Annotated in this window: 14 protein-coding genes, 1 tRNA gene and 1 riboswitch; of the genes, 9 read left to right on the forward strand and 6 right to left on the reverse strand. The window is 75.3% G+C overall.

The window, feature by feature from the left end:
- Window positions 1-62 precede the first annotated feature (62 nt).
- Window positions 63-1,460, reverse strand: a complete 1,398-nt coding sequence (locus ACI799_RS10095; RefSeq protein WP_456612997.1) for a GH1 family beta-glucosidase — start codon at window positions 1,458-1,460, stop codon at window positions 63-65.
- A 216-nt stretch (window positions 1,461-1,676) separates the two neighbouring features.
- Between ACI799_RS10095 and ACI799_RS10100 the strand changes: the two genes are divergently transcribed.
- Complete coding sequence (locus tag ACI799_RS10100; protein WP_456588988.1) at window positions 1,677-2,711, forward strand: LacI family DNA-binding transcriptional regulator; 1,035 nt, start codon at window positions 1,677-1,679, stop codon at window positions 2,709-2,711.
- Here ACI799_RS10100 and ACI799_RS10105 read toward each other — a convergent pair.
- Window positions 2,708-3,961 carry a M20 metallopeptidase family protein gene (locus tag ACI799_RS10105; protein WP_456599169.1) on the reverse strand — a complete coding sequence of 418 codons (1,254 nt, stop codon included), beginning with the start codon at window positions 3,959-3,961 and terminating at the stop codon, window positions 2,708-2,710. The two genes, ACI799_RS10100 and ACI799_RS10105, sit on opposite strands and share 4 nt — an antisense overlap.
- A gap of 2 nt (window positions 3,962-3,963) precedes the next feature.
- Window positions 3,964-4,560, reverse strand: coding sequence for a pirin family protein (locus tag ACI799_RS10110; RefSeq protein WP_456612998.1), 597 nt, complete (start codon window positions 4,558-4,560; stop codon window positions 3,964-3,966).
- 44 nt (window positions 4,561-4,604) lie between these two features.
- Here ACI799_RS10110 and ACI799_RS10115 point away from each other — a divergent pair, with 44 nt between their 5' ends.
- The 6 genes from ACI799_RS10115 (at window position 4,605) to ACI799_RS10140 (ending at window position 11,291) form a co-directional block, all read left to right on the forward strand.
- Window positions 4,605-5,783 carry a PucR family transcriptional regulator gene (locus tag ACI799_RS10115; protein WP_456588985.1) on the forward strand — a complete coding sequence of 393 codons (1,179 nt, stop codon included), beginning with the start codon at window positions 4,605-4,607 and terminating at the stop codon, window positions 5,781-5,783.
- Between the two features lie 145 nt (window positions 5,784-5,928).
- Entirely contained in the window at window positions 5,929-7,131 is a 1,203-nt protein-coding gene (locus ACI799_RS10120) for an acyltransferase domain-containing protein (RefSeq protein WP_456612999.1), read from the forward strand.
- Window positions 7,128-8,096, forward strand: a complete 969-nt coding sequence (locus ACI799_RS10125) for a beta-ketoacyl-ACP synthase III (protein WP_456613000.1) — start codon at window positions 7,128-7,130, stop codon at window positions 8,094-8,096. Before ACI799_RS10120 ends, ACI799_RS10125 begins: the two co-directional genes overlap by 4 nt.
- 133 nt (window positions 8,097-8,229) lie before the next feature.
- Window positions 8,230-8,472, forward strand: coding sequence for an acyl carrier protein (locus tag ACI799_RS10130; protein WP_347060094.1), 243 nt, complete (start codon window positions 8,230-8,232; stop codon window positions 8,470-8,472).
- 87 nt (window positions 8,473-8,559) lie between these two features.
- Window positions 8,560-9,801, forward strand: coding sequence for a beta-ketoacyl-[acyl-carrier-protein] synthase family protein (locus tag ACI799_RS10135; RefSeq protein WP_456588982.1), 1,242 nt, complete (start codon window positions 8,560-8,562; stop codon window positions 9,799-9,801).
- A 77-nt stretch (window positions 9,802-9,878) separates the two neighbouring features.
- The gene (locus tag ACI799_RS10140) at window positions 9,879-11,291 is read left to right on the forward strand and encodes an acyl-CoA carboxylase subunit beta (RefSeq protein WP_456613001.1); all 1,413 of its coding nucleotides are present in this window, start codon (window positions 9,879-9,881) and stop codon (window positions 11,289-11,291) included.
- 184 nt (window positions 11,292-11,475) lie between these two features.
- On the opposite strand, the gene ACI799_RS10145 is transcribed toward ACI799_RS10140, so the two are convergent.
- Window positions 11,476-11,976, reverse strand: a complete 501-nt coding sequence (locus tag ACI799_RS10145; RefSeq protein WP_456588980.1) for a DUF3145 domain-containing protein — start codon at window positions 11,974-11,976, stop codon at window positions 11,476-11,478.
- 783 nt (window positions 11,977-12,759) lie between these two features.
- Between ACI799_RS10145 and ACI799_RS10150 the strand changes: the two genes are divergently transcribed.
- Entirely contained in the window at window positions 12,760-13,653 is an 894-nt protein-coding gene (locus ACI799_RS10150; RefSeq protein WP_456613002.1) for a maleylpyruvate isomerase N-terminal domain-containing protein, read from the forward strand.
- Here the strand turns inward: ACI799_RS10150 and ACI799_RS10155 are convergent.
- Window positions 13,587-14,336: a TVP38/TMEM64 family protein gene (locus ACI799_RS10155; protein WP_456613003.1), complete on the reverse strand. Its 750-nt coding sequence runs from the start codon at window positions 14,334-14,336 to the stop codon at window positions 13,587-13,589. The genes ACI799_RS10150 and ACI799_RS10155 overlap by 67 nt on opposite strands.
- Before the next feature lie 32 nt (window positions 14,337-14,368).
- Window positions 14,369-15,595, reverse strand: a complete 1,227-nt coding sequence (locus tag ACI799_RS10160; protein ID WP_456588977.1) for a murein hydrolase activator EnvC family protein — start codon at window positions 15,593-15,595, stop codon at window positions 14,369-14,371.
- 10 nt (window positions 15,596-15,605) lie between these two features.
- Window positions 15,606-15,761: riboswitch (cyclic di-AMP (ydaO/yuaA leader) on the reverse strand.
- Between the two features lie 160 nt (window positions 15,762-15,921).
- Between ACI799_RS10160 and ACI799_RS10165 the strand changes: the two genes are divergently transcribed.
- Window positions 15,922-15,995, forward strand: a tRNA-Ile gene (locus tag ACI799_RS10165).
- Window positions 15,996-16,068 lie beyond the last annotated feature (73 nt).

The following is a 16,068-nucleotide window of genomic DNA, read 5'->3' on the forward strand; positions in this document are numbered from 1 at the left end:
GCTCGCGGCGGGACCCTGCGAGGGGGCCGACGGCGGGGCACGGTGAGTGCCCCGCCGTCCGTTCAGCGTGCGCGGTGGCGGCGGATGATCTCCGCGTAGGCGCGACCGCTGTCCTTGATCGTGCGCCGCTGGGTCTCGTAGTCGACGTGCACGAGGCCGAACCGCTGGGCGTAGCCGCGGGCCCACTCGAAGTTGTCCAGCAGCGACCAGGCGAAGTAGCCGCGGACGTCGACGCCGTCGTCCATGGCCGCCTGGAGCGCCGCCAGGTGCCGGAGCAGGAAGTCGGTGCGCTCGGGGTCGTGCACGGCCCCGTCGGCGGAGACCTCGTCGTCCCAGGCCGAGCCGTTCTCCGTGATGACCAGGGGGAGCCCGGGCGCCTGCTCCTCGAGCCACAGCAGGAGCCGGGTGAACGCCTCCGGGCTGACCCCCCAGCCCATCGTCGTCGTGACCCCTTCCGGGTCCAGCTCGACGACGTCCTCTCCCCCGATGAACGAGGTCGGCGGCATGTCCTCGGGTCGCGCGCCGGCCCGCACCGTCTGCTCGAAGTAGTAGTTGACGCCCAGCCAGTCCAGCGGCGCGGAGATGACCTCGAGGTCGCCGTCCTCCACCGGCAGCGGGGCGCCGGCAGCGGCCAGGTCGGCGACGACGTCCTCGGGGTAGGCACCGGAGACGATCGGCACGAGGAACATCCGGTTCTGCTGCCCGTCGAGCCGACGGGCGGCGTCGACGTCCTCCGGCCGGTCGCTGGCCGGGGACATCGGCGTGAAGTTCAGCGTGATGCCCAGGTGGTCGACGCCCTTCTCGCGCAGCACCCGGCTGGCCAGCCCGTGGCCGAGCAGCAGGTGGTGCACCGCGCGGGAGGCGGAGACGGCGTCGCGGATGCCCGGCGCGTGCGCCCCCGACTGGTGGCCGAGCAGGGCGCTCACCATCGGCTCGTTGAGCGTCGACCAGTGCCGCACCCGGTCCCCGAGCGCGTCGTGGACGATGCCGGCGTAGTCGGCGAAGCGGGCTGCGGTCTCCCGGTCGGTCCAGCCGCCGCGGTCCTGCAGCGCCTGCGGCAGGTCCCAGTGGTAGAGCGTCAGCCAGGGGTCCACGCCCTGCTCCAGCAGCTCGTCGACCAGGCGGCGGTAGAAGTCCAGGCCCCGCTGCTCCACGCGGCCGGCGCCCTCGGGCAGCACTCGCGGCCACGCCACGGAGAACCGGTAGGCCGACAGGCCCAGCTCCTTCATCAGCGCGATGTCCTCGGGATACCGGGTGTAGTGCTCGACGGCGACGTCCCCGGTGTCGCCCCGGAAGGTCCGGCCCGGGGTGTGGCTGAAGGTGTCCCAGATGGAGGGGCCCCGGCCGTCGACGTCGACGGCGCCCTCGATCTGGTAGGCCGCGGTGGCGGCGCCGAAGAAGAACCCGGGCGGGAAGGTGAGCCCTTCGGCGAGCTCCGGACGGCTGTCGGTCGAGGACATGGGCACACTGCTCCTTGGGCGGGTCGGTGGGACCGGGGCGCCGGCCGGCGGGCGTGCGCCGGTGACGCGGTGAGAACGCTCTCACACCGAGCGCCCGGTCGTCTCGCCCGGACGGGCGGAGCTCCTCGCAGACCTCGTGCGGACGACCGGCGCGCACTACCGTGACCTCCCGGCGGCCCGGTACCGGTCGCCGCCCGTGACCGCGGAGGAGGTGCCATGACCACCGCCGGTGCGCGACCTCCGACGCCCACGCTGGAGCAGGTGGCCGCGCTCGCCGGGGTCTCCCGGGCAACGGTGTCGCGGGTCATCAACGACTCGCCGCGCGTCAGCCCGCAGGCCCGGGACGCGGTGCACGCCGCCGTCGAGGCGCTGCGGTACGTCCCCAACCGGATGGCCCGCAGCCTGGTCACCCGGCGCACCGACACCCTCGCGCTGGTGCTGTCGGAGTCCAACACCCAGATCTTCGCCGACCCCTTCTTCGCCCGCATCGTCCGCGGGCTGTCGGCCCGGCTGGCCGAGACCGACCTGAACCTGGTGCTGCTGGCCGCCCGCGGCCGGCGGGAGCAGGAGAAGGTCGCCCGCTACGTCCAGCAGGGGCACGTCGACGGCGTCATCCTCATCTCGCTGCACCGCGACGACCTGCTGCCCGACCTGCTCGCCCGCTCCCCCGTGCCGCTCGTGATGTCCGGGCGGCCGCTCGACGGCCGGCCGGTGCCCTACGTCGACGCCGACAACGTCGGCGGGGCCACCACCGCCACCGCCCACCTGCTGTCGCTGGGCCGCACCCGGGTCGGCACGGTCACCGGCCCGCTCGACATGGTGGCGGGTCTGGACCGGCTGGCCGGGTACCGCGCCGCGCTAGCCGCCGCCGGCGTGCCCGCCCGGCCGGAGCTGGTCGCCGAGGGCGACTTCACCGAGGCCGGGGGCTCACGCGCCATGACCCGGCTCCTGACCGACGTCCCCGACCTGGACGCCGTATTCGTCGCCTCCGACCCCATGGCGGTCGGGGCGCTGCGCGTCCTGCGGGCAGCCGGCCGGCGGGTGCCCGACGACGTCGCGGTGGTGGGGTTCGACGACGCCGAGGTGGCGGCGGCCTGCGACCCCCCGTTGACGACCGTGGCCCAGCCACTGGAGGAGATGACCAGTGGGCTGGTCGACCTGCTGCTCGACCAGATCGGCTCGGCCGGGTCCGGGGCCGAGGCCGCGGCTCGCGTCTGCGGCACCTCCCTGGTGCGCCGCGGCTCCGCCTAACCGCTGAGGGCGCGCAGCGCCATCTGGGCGTAGAGCGCCACGCCGGCCGGCAGCGGCTCCTCGTCGAACACGACCAGGTTGGAGTGGTTGGGCGGCGCCGTGGCCGGGTCGATGCCGTGCGGGCGGGCGCCGAGCCACGCCATGACGCCGGGCACCCGCTGCAGCACATAGGCGAAGTCCTCGGCACCCATCAGCGGGGCCGGCATCAGCACGGCGGCGTCCCGGCCCAGCAGCTCGGCCGCCGTGGTCAGCACGTGGGCGGCCATGCCGGGGTCGTTCATGGTGACCGGGTAGCCCTCGAAGTGCTCCCAGTGCAGCTCCATCTCGTGGGCGGCGGCGACGTGGGTGGCGACCCGCCGCACCGAGGCGACCACGTCAGCACGACGCTCGGCCGACAGCGTCCGGATCGTGCCCTCGAGGTAGGCGGTGTCGGGGATGACGTTGTTGGTCGACCCTGCCTCGATGTGCGCGACGGTCACGACGGCCGGGTCGAAGACGTCGACCCGCCGGGTCACCATCGCCTGCAGGGCCAGCACGATCTCGGCCGCCACCGGGATCGGGTCGGCGGCCGCGTGCGGCTCCGAGGCGTGGCCGCCCCGGCCGCGCAGCGTCATCCGCCACTGGTCGGCGGCGGCCATCATCGGCCCGGGCCGGACGTTCACCGTCCCGCTGGGCAGCGTCGAGGAGATGTGCAGCGCGAAGGCGCCGCTCACCGGCGCCTCGGGGACGACGTCGAGCAGGCCCTCCTCGAGCATGTAGCGCGCACCGTGGAAGCCCTCCTCCCCCGGCTGCACCATGAACACCACCTGCCCGGCCAGCTCGTCCCGGCGGGCGGCGAGCAGCCGGGCGGCGCCCACCAGCATCGCCACGTGGGTGTCGTGCCCGCAGGCGTGCATCACGCCGGGGACCTCGGAGGCGAAGGGCAGGGCGCTGTCCTCGTGCACGGGCAGCGCGTCCATGTCGCCGCGGAGCAGGAACGTGGGGCCCGGCCGTGCCCCGCGCAGCACGCCCACGACCGAGCTCGTGGTGGTGCCGGTGGTGACCTCCAGCGGGAGTTCGGCGAACGCCTCCAGCACCGTGGCCTGCGTCCGGGGCAGGTGCAGCCCGATCTCCGGGTGGCGGTGCAGCTGCCGCCGCAGCTCGATGGTGCGGTCGGCGTCCGAGTACGCGGCGGCGAGCAGCGGAAGGACCTCCTCGCCTCCCTCCGCTCGCGCGCTCGCGGCGGGATCCTGCGAGGAGGCCGATTCCATGCTCACCACTCTGCCCAGTCGGGGCGGCCGGCGTCGAGTTGCCACACGAGGACCGCGGACGCCGGGCCGGTGCCCACCGGCCCGGCATCGTGCCGTCGCACGCCGGAGGCGTCGGCGACGAGCACCAGCCCCGGGGGCGGCGCGACCTCCTCCCCCGCCTGCGGGCGGGCCACCCACAGCCGGGCGTCCCCGCGGCCCAGGTCCAGCCACCCACCGGGCGACCGGTGCACCGCGTGCGTCGCGGGCTCCGCGGGAGCGGCGCTGCGCAGGTAGCACTGCAGCACCCGCGCTCCCCGGTCGCCGGCCACCTCGTCGTGGACCAGCCCATCCCCCGCGCGGAGCACCGCGACGTCACCGGCGGTCAGGTCGACCCCCGGGCCCCACCGGTGGTGCAGGGCCCCGTCCAGGACGACGGCGACGACGTCGACCGCCCGGTGCTCGTGCCGGCCGTAGCCGGCGCCCGGCCCGAGCCGGTCGTCGGCGATCCGCAGCAGCGGGCCCAGCGAGCCGTCGTCGGGCGCCAGCACCACGCGGGAGTCGAGGCCGCTCACCGCGGCGCTCCCGCCGTCCCAGCGAGCACCGGCCGAGGCATGGTCCACACCTGCACTCTCCCCGATCCCGGGGGGCGTGACACGCTGACCCGGTGAGCCGGGTGAGCAACCGCCCGCCGAGCGACGCGACGCTGCGGCGGCTGGAGCGGGCGTCGGGGTCGTTGGCCACGCAGGCCGTGGCCCGGATGGACGAGGACCTGCCCTGGTTCCGGGCCATGCCGGCCGACCAGCGCTCGTGGGTCACCCTCGTCGCCCAGGCCGGCATCGCATCGCTCGTCGAGTGGTGCCGCAACCCCGGGCGGCCCCCCCGCCTCACCGGCGAGGTGTTCGGGGCGGCACCGCGCGAGCTGGTGCGGGCCGTGGCGCTGAAGCAGACCGTCGACCTCATCAAGGTCACGGTCGAGGTGACGGAGGAACGCGTCGCATCGGTCGCCGAGCCCGGCGACGAGGAGGCGCTGCGGCTCGCCGTGCTGCAGTTCAGCCGCGAGGTCGCCTTCGCCACCGCACACGTCTACGCCACCTTCGCGGAGAACCGGGGCGCCTGGGACGCGCGCCTGGAGGCGCTGGTGGTCGACGCGCTGGTGCGTGGCGAGCGTTCCGAGGAGCTCTCCGGCCGGGCCGCGGCGCTGGGCTGGGCCGCCGGCACGCCGGCGCTCGTCGTCGTGGGGGCGACGCCGACCGGGCACGACGATCCGCACGGGGCCGTGCGCCGGGCCGCCCGCGGGCTGGGCTGCGACGTGCTGGTCGGCGTGCACGCCGACCAGCTGGTGGTCGTCCTGGGCGGCACCGGCGACCTCGAGGCCGCTGCGGAGCGGGTCGCGGACGACTTCGGTGCGGGTCCGGTGGTCACCGGCCCGGTCGTGGACGGGCTGGGACGCGCCGCCGTCTCCGCCGCCGCGGCGCTGGCCGGGCTGCGGGCAGCGGCCGCCTGGCCGGAGGCGCCGCGCCCGGTCGCGGCGGACGCCCTGCTCGCCGAGCGCGCGCTCGACGGCGACCCGCTGGCCCGCACCGCCCTGCACGAGCACGTGGCCGCGCCGCTGCGCTCGGCCGGTGGCGGGGTGCTGGACACGGTGCGCGCGGTGCTGAGCAGCGGGGGCAACCTCGAGGCGAGCGCCCGGGCGATCTTCGTGCACCCCAACACCGTGCGGTACCGGCTGCGGCGGGCCGCGGAGCTCACCGGGCTGTCGGCGACCGACCCCCGGGGCAGCTGGACCCTGCAGGTGGCCCTCGCGCTCGCCGCGCTGGACCACGACCGCTCCCTCTGGCACTGACCCGGACGGTCCGGTTCCCACCACAGGAACGCGCCTCGAGCCCCTGAACCCGCGCGTGTTTTGGAGGAACTCGACAAAGATCACCAGGGTGCTTTCGTGCCCGGCCGCCGCGCGCGGGACCGGTGATCACTGGCACGGTGGTGGGGTGCTCGCCGTCCTCGCCCCGGGTCAGGGTGCGCAGAAGCCCGGGATGCTGACCGACTGGCTCGACCTCCCCGGCGCCGAACCGTTCTTCCGCTGGGCCGGCGCGATCGCCGGCGCGGACCTGCTCTCCCTGGGCACGACCGGCGACGCGGAGGCGATCAAGGACACCGCGGTCACCCAGCCGCTCGTGGTCGCGATGAGCCTGTTCGTCGCCCGCGAGCTGGGTGGGCTGCCGGGGCCGGTGGCCCACACCCCGCACACCGGGCGCGACGTCGTCATCACCGGGCACAGCGTCGGCGAGCTCACCGCCGCGGCGCTCGCCGGCGTGCTGAGCGTCGAGGCGGCCATCGCGCTCACCGCCGTCCGCGGCCGTGCCATGGCCGCCGCCTGCGCACAGACCCCCACGGGCATGTCCGCCGTCCTCGGCGGCGACCCCGACGAGGTGCTGGCCGCCATGGAGGAGCACGGCCTGAGCCCCGCCAACATGAACGGCGCCGGCCAGATCGTCGCCGCCGGATCGCTGGAGGGTCTCGCCGCGCTCAAGGCCGACCCGCCGGCGAAGGCGCGGATCATGCCGCTCTCGGTCGCCGGCGCCTTCCACACCTCGTACATGGCCAGCGCCCGCGAAGAGCTCGAGGGCCTGGTCGGTGGGCTGCGCCCGGCCGACCCGAGCCGGCTGCTGCTGTCCAACGCCGACGGCGCCGCGGTCGACAGCGGCGCCGAGGTGCTTTCCCGACTGGTCACCCAGGTCACCAGTCCGGTGCGGTTCGACGCCTGCCTGGCGACCATGCGGGAGCTGGGCGTCACCGCCGTGATCGAGCTGCCGCCCGCCGGCGCCCTCGCCGGCCTGGCCAAGCGGGAGTGGAAGGGCGCCGGCATCGAGGTGCTCGCCGTGAGCACGCCCGCCGACCTCGACCGGGCCCGCGAGCTGATCGAGGCCGAGCGCGGCCGCGCGGAGGCCGAGCACCTGCCCGACTGGCGGATGGTCGTCGCGCCCGCCCGCGGGACGGTGAGCCCTGCGGAGATCGCCGAGGGCACCCACCTGCCCGCCGGCACCCCGCTCGGCTGCATCCGCGGCCGCCGGGAGGAGGTCAACGTCTCCGCCGGCTACGACGGCGTGCTGGCCGAGTGGCTGGTGCACGACGGTGACCTCGTCGACGCCGGCGACCCGATCGCCCGGCTCTACCCGGAGGTGTCCTCGTGACCCGACTCCAGCTCCCGGTCGGCGCCCCCGGTGCCCGCATCCTCGGCTTCGGCAGCTACCGGCCCCGCCGTCGGGTGACCAACGCCGAGCTCGCCGAGCGGATGGACACCAACGACGAGTGGATCCAGGCACGGGTCGGCATCGCGGAGCGCCGCTGGGCCGAGCCCGACGAGACGCTCGTGGAGATGTCGGTCGCAGCCGGCGGCAAGGCGCTGGCCGCCAGCGGCCTCGACGCCGGCGACATCGACCTGGTGCTGCTCGCGACCACCAGCCCGCCGAAGGCGATCCCGGGCCTCGCTCCGCGGATCGCCCACCAGCTCGGCGTGCCCCGGCCCGGCGCCTTCGACGTCAACGCCGGCTGCGCCGGCTGGTGCTACGCGCTCAGCGCCGCGGCCGACGCCATCCGCAGCGGCACCGCGCGCAACGCCCTCGTCATCGGCGGCGAGCGGCTGACCGACTACACCAACCTCGACGACCGGGCGACGGCGGTCATCTTCGCCGACGGGGCCGGCGCCGCGGTCGTGACCGCGTCCGACGTGCCGGCCATCGGCCCCGCCGTGTGGGGCAGCGACGGCGACCTGCACGAGGCGATCGCCATCCCCGAGAACGAGACCGGCATGAGCATGGCCGGCCAGGCGGTGTACCGCTGGGCCACCACGAAGCTCACCGACACCCTGGTCGAGGCGATGCGCCGCGCCGGCGTCGGCCCCGACGACATCGACGTGTTCGCGCCGCACCAGGCGAACCTGCGGATCATCGAGCTCATGGCCAAGCGGCTGAAGCTGCCCGAGCGCACGGTCATCGCCCGCGACATCGTCCGCTCGGGCAACACGTCCTCGGCGTCCGTGCCGCTGGCGCTGGCGGCCCTGCTCGAGAGCGGCGAGGCCAGGAGCGGGGACGTCGCCCTCCTGCTCGGTTACGGCGCCGGCCTCACCTTCGCCGGCCAGGTGGTCGTGCTCCCGTGAGCCGCCCCACCCCAGTTCGCCGGGACACCGTGTCCCGGACGACGAACGGCCCTGTCCAGGGCACCGCCACGAGCGTGCGAGTGGCGGGCAGGACGGGGTCCTTCTACCGCACCATCCGAGAGAGAGGACCCGCGTGAGCACCCAGGAGATCCAGTCCGGTCTGGCCGAGATCCTGGAGGAGGTCGCCGGGGTGAGCCCAGCGGACGCCACCCCGGAGAAGTCCTTCACCGAGGACCTCGACGTCGACTCCCTGTCGATGGTCGAGATCGCCACCGCCGTCGAGGACAAGTTCGGCGTCGCCATCCCCGACGACCAGCTCGCCAACATCAAGACGGTGGGCGACGCGATCAGCTTCATCGAGAAGAACCAGGGCTGACCCCCTCGGGTCCCGCCGGCCGACCGCCGGCGGGACCCGATCCCCCCGATCCGGCCCACCCGGCCGTCGTCCGCACGAGGAGATCCCATGAGCCCGTCCACCACCGACGTCGTCGTCACCGGCCTGGGCGCCACCACGCCGCTCGGCGGCGACGTGGCCAGCACCTGGGACGCCCTGCTCGCCGGGCGCTCGGGCGTCAGCCGGATCACCGAGGAGTGGGTGCAGGAGTTCCCGGCCCAGCTCGTCGCCCGCCTGGCCACCGAACCCGCCGAGCAGATCGACCGGGTCCGCGCCCGCCGGCTCGACCGCAGCCAGCAGGTTGCGGTCGTGGCCGCCGAGCAGGCGTGGGCCGAGTCCGGGGCCGGCGACGCCGGTGTCGCCCCCGAGCGGATCGCGGTCGTCTTCGGCACCGGCATCGGCGGGGCGCTGACGCTGCTGGGCCAGGACGACGTCCTCGAGCAGAAGGGGCCCAAGCGGGTCTCCCCCTTCACCATCCCGATGCTGATGCCCAACGGGCCGGCGGCCGCTGTGGGCCTGGCCGTCGGGGCCAGGGGCGGCGTGCACGCACCGGTGAGCGCCTGCGCCTCGGGCGCCGAGGCCATCCGCTGGGGGCTGGACCTGCTGCGGTTCGACCGCGCCGACATCGTGCTCGTCGGTGGCGCGGAGGCCTGCGTCCACCCGCTGCCCATGGCCGGGTTCGCCGCCATGCGCGCCATGTCGACCCGCAACGACGAGCCCGAGCGCGCCTCCCGCCCGTTCGACAAGGGTCGGGACGGGTTCGTCCTCGGCGAGGGCGCGGCCGCGCTCGTGCTCGAGCGGGCCGACTCCGCCGCCGCCCGCGGAGCGCGCGTGCACGCCCGCCTGGCCGGCGCGGGCGCGACCGCCGACGGCTACGACCTGGTGGCCCCCCACCCGGAGGGCGAGGGCGCCGGACGGGCGATCGCCGCCGCGCTGCGCGACGCCGGCCTCTCCCCCGCCGACGTGGGGCACGTCAACGCCCACGCGACCTCCACCCCCGTCGGCGACACCGCCGAGGCCGCGGCCATCCGCTCCTCGCTGGGCGAGCACGTGCTGGTGAGCGCCACCAAGAGCCAGACCGGCCACCTGCTGGGCGCCGCCGGCGCCCTGGAGTCGGTGTTCACGATCCTGGCGCTGCGCGAGCAGATCGTGCCGGCGACGGCGAACCTCGACGACCCCGACGACGACGCCGCCGTGCAGGCCCTCGACATCGTCCGCCGGGAGCCGCGCCGGGCGCAGCTGACCGCGGCGGTCAACGACTCGTTCGGCTTCGGCGGGCACAACATCGCGTTGGTCTTCACCACCGCCTGAAGAAGGACCCCGTCCCTCTCACCCCTCGCAGGCTCGGGGCGAGCCTCCGGACGGGGCCACACGATCCGGAGGAACCCGTGACGACAGTCCAGGCCGCGCCCGCCGTGACGGCCCCCGACCCGCGTGACCCGGAGGACCGGCTGCGGCGGTTCTTCGACGCCGACTCCATGCAGCTGCTCGGCACCCGGGACACCTCCGGGGTGCTGGCCGCCCGCGGCGCGGTGTCCGGCAGCCCCGCCGTCGCCTTCTGCACGGACGCCACGGTGATGGGCGGCGCGATGGGCATCGACGGCTGCCGGCACATCGTCGACGCCATCGACACCGCCTTGCGCGAGCGCGTGCCGGTCATCGGGATCTGGCACTCCGGCGGCGCCCGCCTGGCCGAGGGCGTGACCGCGCTGCACGCCGTCGGCGAGGTCTTCGCGGCCATGGTCCGCGCGTCCGGGCGCATCCCGCAGATGTCCGTGGTGCTCGGCCCCGCGGCCGGTGGGGCCGCGTACGGCCCGGCGCTGACCGACCTGGTGATCATGGGTCCGGCCGGCCGGGTGTTCGTCACCGGGCCGGAGGTCGTCCGCTCGGTGACCGGCGAGAACGTCGACATGGAGAGCCTCGGCGGCCCCGACACGCACGGGCGGCGCAGCGGGGTGGTGCACGTGGTCACCGACTCCGAGCCCGCCGCCCTGGAGACCGCCCGGCTGGCCGTCGACCTGCTCGCGGCGCAGGGCAGCTTCGCCCCGGCCGCCGAGGAGGCGGGGAACGACCTGGCGGCGCTGCTGCCCGAGCAGACCAACCGGGCCTACGACGTGAAGCCGCTGGTCTCCTCGGTGCTCGACGAGCCGGGCCTGGAGCTGCACCCCCGGTTCGCGCCCAACGTCGTCACCACCCTGGGCCGGCTCGCCGGGCGGACGGTCGGCGTGATCGCGAACAACCCGCTGCGGCTCGGCGGCTGCCTGGACTCCGCGTCGGCGGAGAAGGCGGCGCGGTTCGTGCGCATGTGCGACGCCTTCGGCATCCCGCTGGTGGTGCTGGTCGACGTGCCCGGCTACCTGCCGGGCGTGGGCCAGGAGTGGGACGGCGTCGTGCGCCGCGGCGCCAAGCTCCTGCACGCGTTCGCCGAGGCCGTGGTCCCGCGCGTGACGCTGGTGACCCGCAAGTCCTACGGCGGCGCCTACATCGCGATGAACTCCCGCTCGCTGGGCGCCACGAAGGTGTTCGCCTGGCCCGGCGCCGAGGTGGCCGTCATGGGCGCCAAGGCGGCGGTCGGCATCCTGCACCGGAAGAAGCTGGCCGCCGCCCCGCCCGGTGAGCGCGAGGCGCTGCACGCGCAGCTGGCCGAGGAGCACGAGCGGATCGCCGGCGGGGTCAACCGGGCGCTGCAGATCGGCGTCGTCGACGAGGTGGTCGAGCCGGCCCGGACGCGGCAGCGGCTCATCGAGGCGCTCGCCGGAGCACCGCTCGGTCGCGGGGCGCACGGCAACATCCCGCTCTGACGAAGGACCCCGTCCTCCTCACGCCTCGCACGCTCGGCGCGAGCCTCTGGACGGGGCCGTTCCAGTACCTCACCACGTGGAAAGGCCGTCCCGGCGCCGCTTCCCCGACGGCGCCCGGACGGCCCGCTCCAGGCTACGACGGCTCCCCGACCAGGCCGGGAGTGTCGTGCCCCGATCGTGACCTTCAGACGACCTGGTGCAGCCAGGTGACGGGGCTGCCGTCGCCGGCGTGCCGGTAGACCTCCAGGTCGGCGTCCCACGCGGCGCCCAGCAGCTGGTCGACGCCGTGCCGGAACGCCTCGACGGAGGACGCCGTCGCCGCGAGGTGCCGCAGCTGCTGCTCGGTGACGATGAGGTCGCCGTTGGCGCTGGTGGGCGCGCGGAAGACCCCGTGCCCGGGCACGTAGGACATGCGCTCGCCGTCGTTGCCGTGGCTGGCTTCCTCGGTCACCTCGAAGCGCAGCATCGGCCACGCGCGCAGCGCAGCCACCAGCTTGGCGCCGGTACCGGGCGAACCGGTCCACGCCACTTCGGCACGGTAGGCACCGTGCGCCGCGGGCTGCTCAGCCCACGACAGGGAGACCGGCGCGCCGACGACGCGTTCCAGCGCCCACTCGACGTGCTGGCAGAGCGCCTTCGGGCACGAGTGCACGAAGACGACACCCTGGGTTGACCGTCGCTGCACCGGGCACCTCCATCGACTCGATCGGTCTCGTCTTCCCCTACGGACCCATCGATTCGGTGACGCGCCGTTATCGGCAGTGGCGGAGCAGGGCTCCCGCGACAAGTTTGCACGATGGTGCCCCCATCGCGCCAGCCCGGCTGCGACTCCTGGGACGAAAGTGACAGTTGCGCTCGCCCGGCCGCCAGTGCACCGCTTTGTCGCTGGTCAGCGGGCAATACCATCTGTTACTGGCGGCGTCCACATGCGTCAGCGAATTCACAGGTCCGCCCGGTGGGCCGGAACCATACCGGCCCACGAGGGCTCGGAACGCGAGCGGCCGCGCCCCAGAGCGTCGTTACGCACGGTAGTCGGCGTCCGGGGCGCTCATCCACCCCCAGACGCCTGCGACCAGCGCGTCCTTCTCGTCGCCGACCACGGTGCGTAGCGTCAGGGCCACGCGGCGTGGACGGATCCGGCTCAGGAGTCCAGGACCCCCACCCGGTCGCCGCCGGTGCTCTTCGCCCGGTACATGGCGACGTCGGCCCGGTGCACAGGTCCTCGACGTCGTCGCCCGGCTCGGTACAGGCCGGACCGCAGGCCGACCAGCACGGCCGGGACCGCCGGGCGCGACCGTCGTCCGCAGGCGTGGCCCCAGCCCGCTCGGCGGTCGCGCGCCGGTGTCTCGCTCACGGAGGGGCGATCGGTCCGCGCCCGCCGCCGCGTGACGGCGCGCTCACCCGGGCGGGTGACCGGCGCCACGGTGCGCCGTGCCTGCCTCGCGCGGCCTCCGGGTAGGGCCTCCGCGTGGGCGGACACCAGGGCATGGCCGAGGCGGGCCGCGACGCGGTCGCGGGGATGGTGCTGGACGCGTGGGACGCCTTCCTCGCGCAGGCGGAATCGGTGGACCTCGACCGCCGGTCCCGGCTCCCCGGATGGCGGGCCCACGAGATCTGCGTGCACCTGGGCTGCTGGGACGACCACACCGCCCTGCCCGACCTCATCGCCTCGGCCCGGACCGGCGGCGCCGGCACGCCCCCCGACCCGGACGCGGTCAACGCTCGGGTGACCGCCGCCCACCGCGACACCTCCCGGGCGGAGGTGCTGGCCGCCCTGCGCCGCAACCGCGAGGCGACGGCCCGCTACCTGGCCGACGAGCCGGTGGAGCTCGACACCGCACCCGCGGTCTCGGTCGTCGGCCGGCTGCCGCTGCTCAGCGTCGTCCTCGGACAGGCCTACGAGCTCGCCGTCCACGGGCTGGACCTGGTGTCCTGCGGTGCGCCACCACCGCCTGGCCCCGTGTTGCAGTCAGGGCTCGCGGCGCTGACCGACGTGACCGGCGCACTGGCCGCCTCGTCGGGCATCGCCGGCCGCGTCAGCCTGGTGACACCCGACGGCGGCTGGGGGTTCACCGCGGACGACGACGGGTGGCGGGTGCGACGGGTGCCGCCGGGTGTCGTCGAGGGCCCGGCCGTGGAGGCAACCCCCGAGCTCCTGCTCGACGCCGCCGCCGGCCGGGTGAACCCGGTACCGGCGGTGGCCCGCCGCAGACTGAAGGTCCACGACGTACCCGGGCTCCTGCAGCTGGCGCCGATCGTCCAGCAGGTGCCGGGCATCCCGGGCGGACCGATCCTTCAGCTGGCCGCCCGCACCGTGGGCGGGGCCGGCGGCGCGCTGGGGCGGTTCTTCGGCGGGCGCTGACCCGCGTCCTCGCCCACCTGCTCGCCGGTGCGGGATCGGTACCTCGACACGGCCGCACCGGCAAGCAGCAGCAGCACCAGCACGATGACCACCGGGGCGACCGTGGCGGTCGGCATCCAGGCGACGACCGCGCCGGCCGAGGCGCCGGCGCCCACTTGCACCACCGTGCCGGGTACCAGTCCGACGGCGGTGGCGATGCCGTAGGTCAGCGGCCGTACAGCGCTCAGGCCCGCCGCGTAGTTGACCAGGACGAAGGGCACCATCGGGACCACCCGGCTCAGCACCACCGCGACGAAGCCCCGGTCGCTGGAGAACCGGTCCACGCGGCCGAGCCGCGGCCCCGCCAGCCGCTCCACGGCCGGGCGACCCAGGCCCCGCGCGAGCCAGAACGCACCGGTCGCCGCCAGGAAGGCACCGGTGTAGGCGACCGCGAAGCCCGCGCCGAACCCCAGGACCGCTCCGGTCAGCGCCGCCAGCACCGACCGTGGGACGGGCGCGAGCAGGACCACCCCCTGCGCGGCGATCAGCAGCAGCCACGTCCGGAGGCCGCCGCCGTCGGCCCACGAGCGGACCTGCGCCAGGGTGGGCACGTCGACGGCGAGGGCGGCGACCACGCCGGCCGCGAGCAGCGCGACGAGGAGCCACGCCCGCAGCCACGGGCTCGCCCCCGCCGTCGTCCGCACGTGCTCATCCTGACCGATGGCGTCAACCAGCCTCAGCCGCAGCTGCCGCCGAGGGTGATGCCGCGCTGGGCCAGCCACGGCACCGGGTTGGACCGGTTGGCGTACAGGCCACCGAGGTGCACCTCGAAGTGCAGGTGCGGGCCGGTGGACTGGCCCCGGTTGCCCACCTCGGCGATCTGCTGCCCACCGCTGACGACCTGGCCCGGCGAGACGAAGAACTGGTTCACGTGCCCGTAGACGGTGATGGCCCCGTCGTGGTGCTGGATGGCGACGGCGAGGCCGAACCCGCTGGCCGGCCCGGCCTGCAGCACGACCCCGGGCTCCGGCGTGAAGATCGGGGTGCCGATCGGCGCGGCGATGTCCACGCCGAGGTGCTGGGTACCCCACCGGCTGCCGTAGCAGGAGGTGACCCGCCCCTGGGTGAGCCGGCCGGCCCCGGCGGTCGCGGGAGCCGCCGCCACGGCCGCCTGCTCGGTGGCCTGCTGCTCGGACCAGGCGGCGACGGGGTCGGCCGTGCCGCGGAGGCTGAGCATGCGGATCTCCGCCTCGCGCAGCTGCTCGTCCAGCGCCGCCTTCTCGGCGGTGAGCGCGTCGAAGTCGGTCTGCGCGGCCGCGAGGAGGGCGTCGACCTCCGCCTGCATGCCCTGGGCCTTGCGCGCTGCGGCATCCCGCTCGGCGACGGCGGCCTTCGCCTCCTGGTCGAGCCGGGCCTCGCGGGCCTCGGCCACCCGCAGGTCCTCGAGCACCTGCGCGCGATCCTCACCGAGGAGGTCGAGCGTCGCGGCCTGCTGGAGGAGCTCCCCCGGGCCGTCGGCGTGCAGCACCATCTCCAGCTGCTTCATGGACTTGTCGCTGCCCATGTAGGCCTCCCGGCCGAGGGCGGCTACCTCACCCTGGGTACTCGCCACGGCCTCCCGGACGGCGGCGAGCTCGGCGGCGATGGCGTCGGCGTGCTCGCGGGCGCGGTCGAGCTCGGCCTGCGCGGCGAGCACGGCGCCGCTGGCCTCCTCTGCCCGGAGGGTGAGCTGCTGCAGGCGCTCCTCTGCGTCGCGCACGCGCTGCTCGATGTCGGCGACCTCCGCCTCGACGCGGTCGTGCTCGCTGCGCGCGTCGCCCGGCGCGGCCGCCGCGGTCGACGTCCCGAGCAGTGCGAGCGCCAGCAGTGCGGTGGCGGCGGTGGCCGCCCGACGGGTGCGGCTGAGGGCCCGGCGCGCGGGCGCGGCCGGGACGTGGTGGCGCAGGTGGTGCGAGGTCGCCAAGGCGACGGTCTCCGTTCCTCTATCCGCCTACCAGGTCAGCTGACGGGTTCGGGCCGGAACATGCCCTACCTGCCTGCCCGTGGTGGCGCAGGCGGGATTCACCCCAGAGAACGTGGGTCCCCGGTCCCCGCGGCGGTGAGGCCGCAGAGTTCGGCGGGGCCCGTCCGAGCCCCCGGGTTTCGGGAGCGGGATCGGATGGGCCGCGAGAGACGGTACAAGCGGATCGCCCGAATGTCACAGGGGGGTAACGGACCTTGTCAGTTCGCCCCACCGGCCCCAGGACGTGGCTGCGGCGCCGCGGCGCCGTCTGGCAGGCTGGCGGGTCCGGGGCGGTAGCTCAGCTGGTCAGAGCATGGGACTCATAATCCCTGGGTCGTGGGTTCGAGCCCCACCCGCCCCACCTCTCCCATGCCAGCGGTGTCGTGCCTGGCGCTCGCGCCTCCCTGTCCGCGTGAGCAAGGACACGGCTCCCA

Source organism: Blastococcus sp. SYSU DS0753, assembly GCF_054051175.1.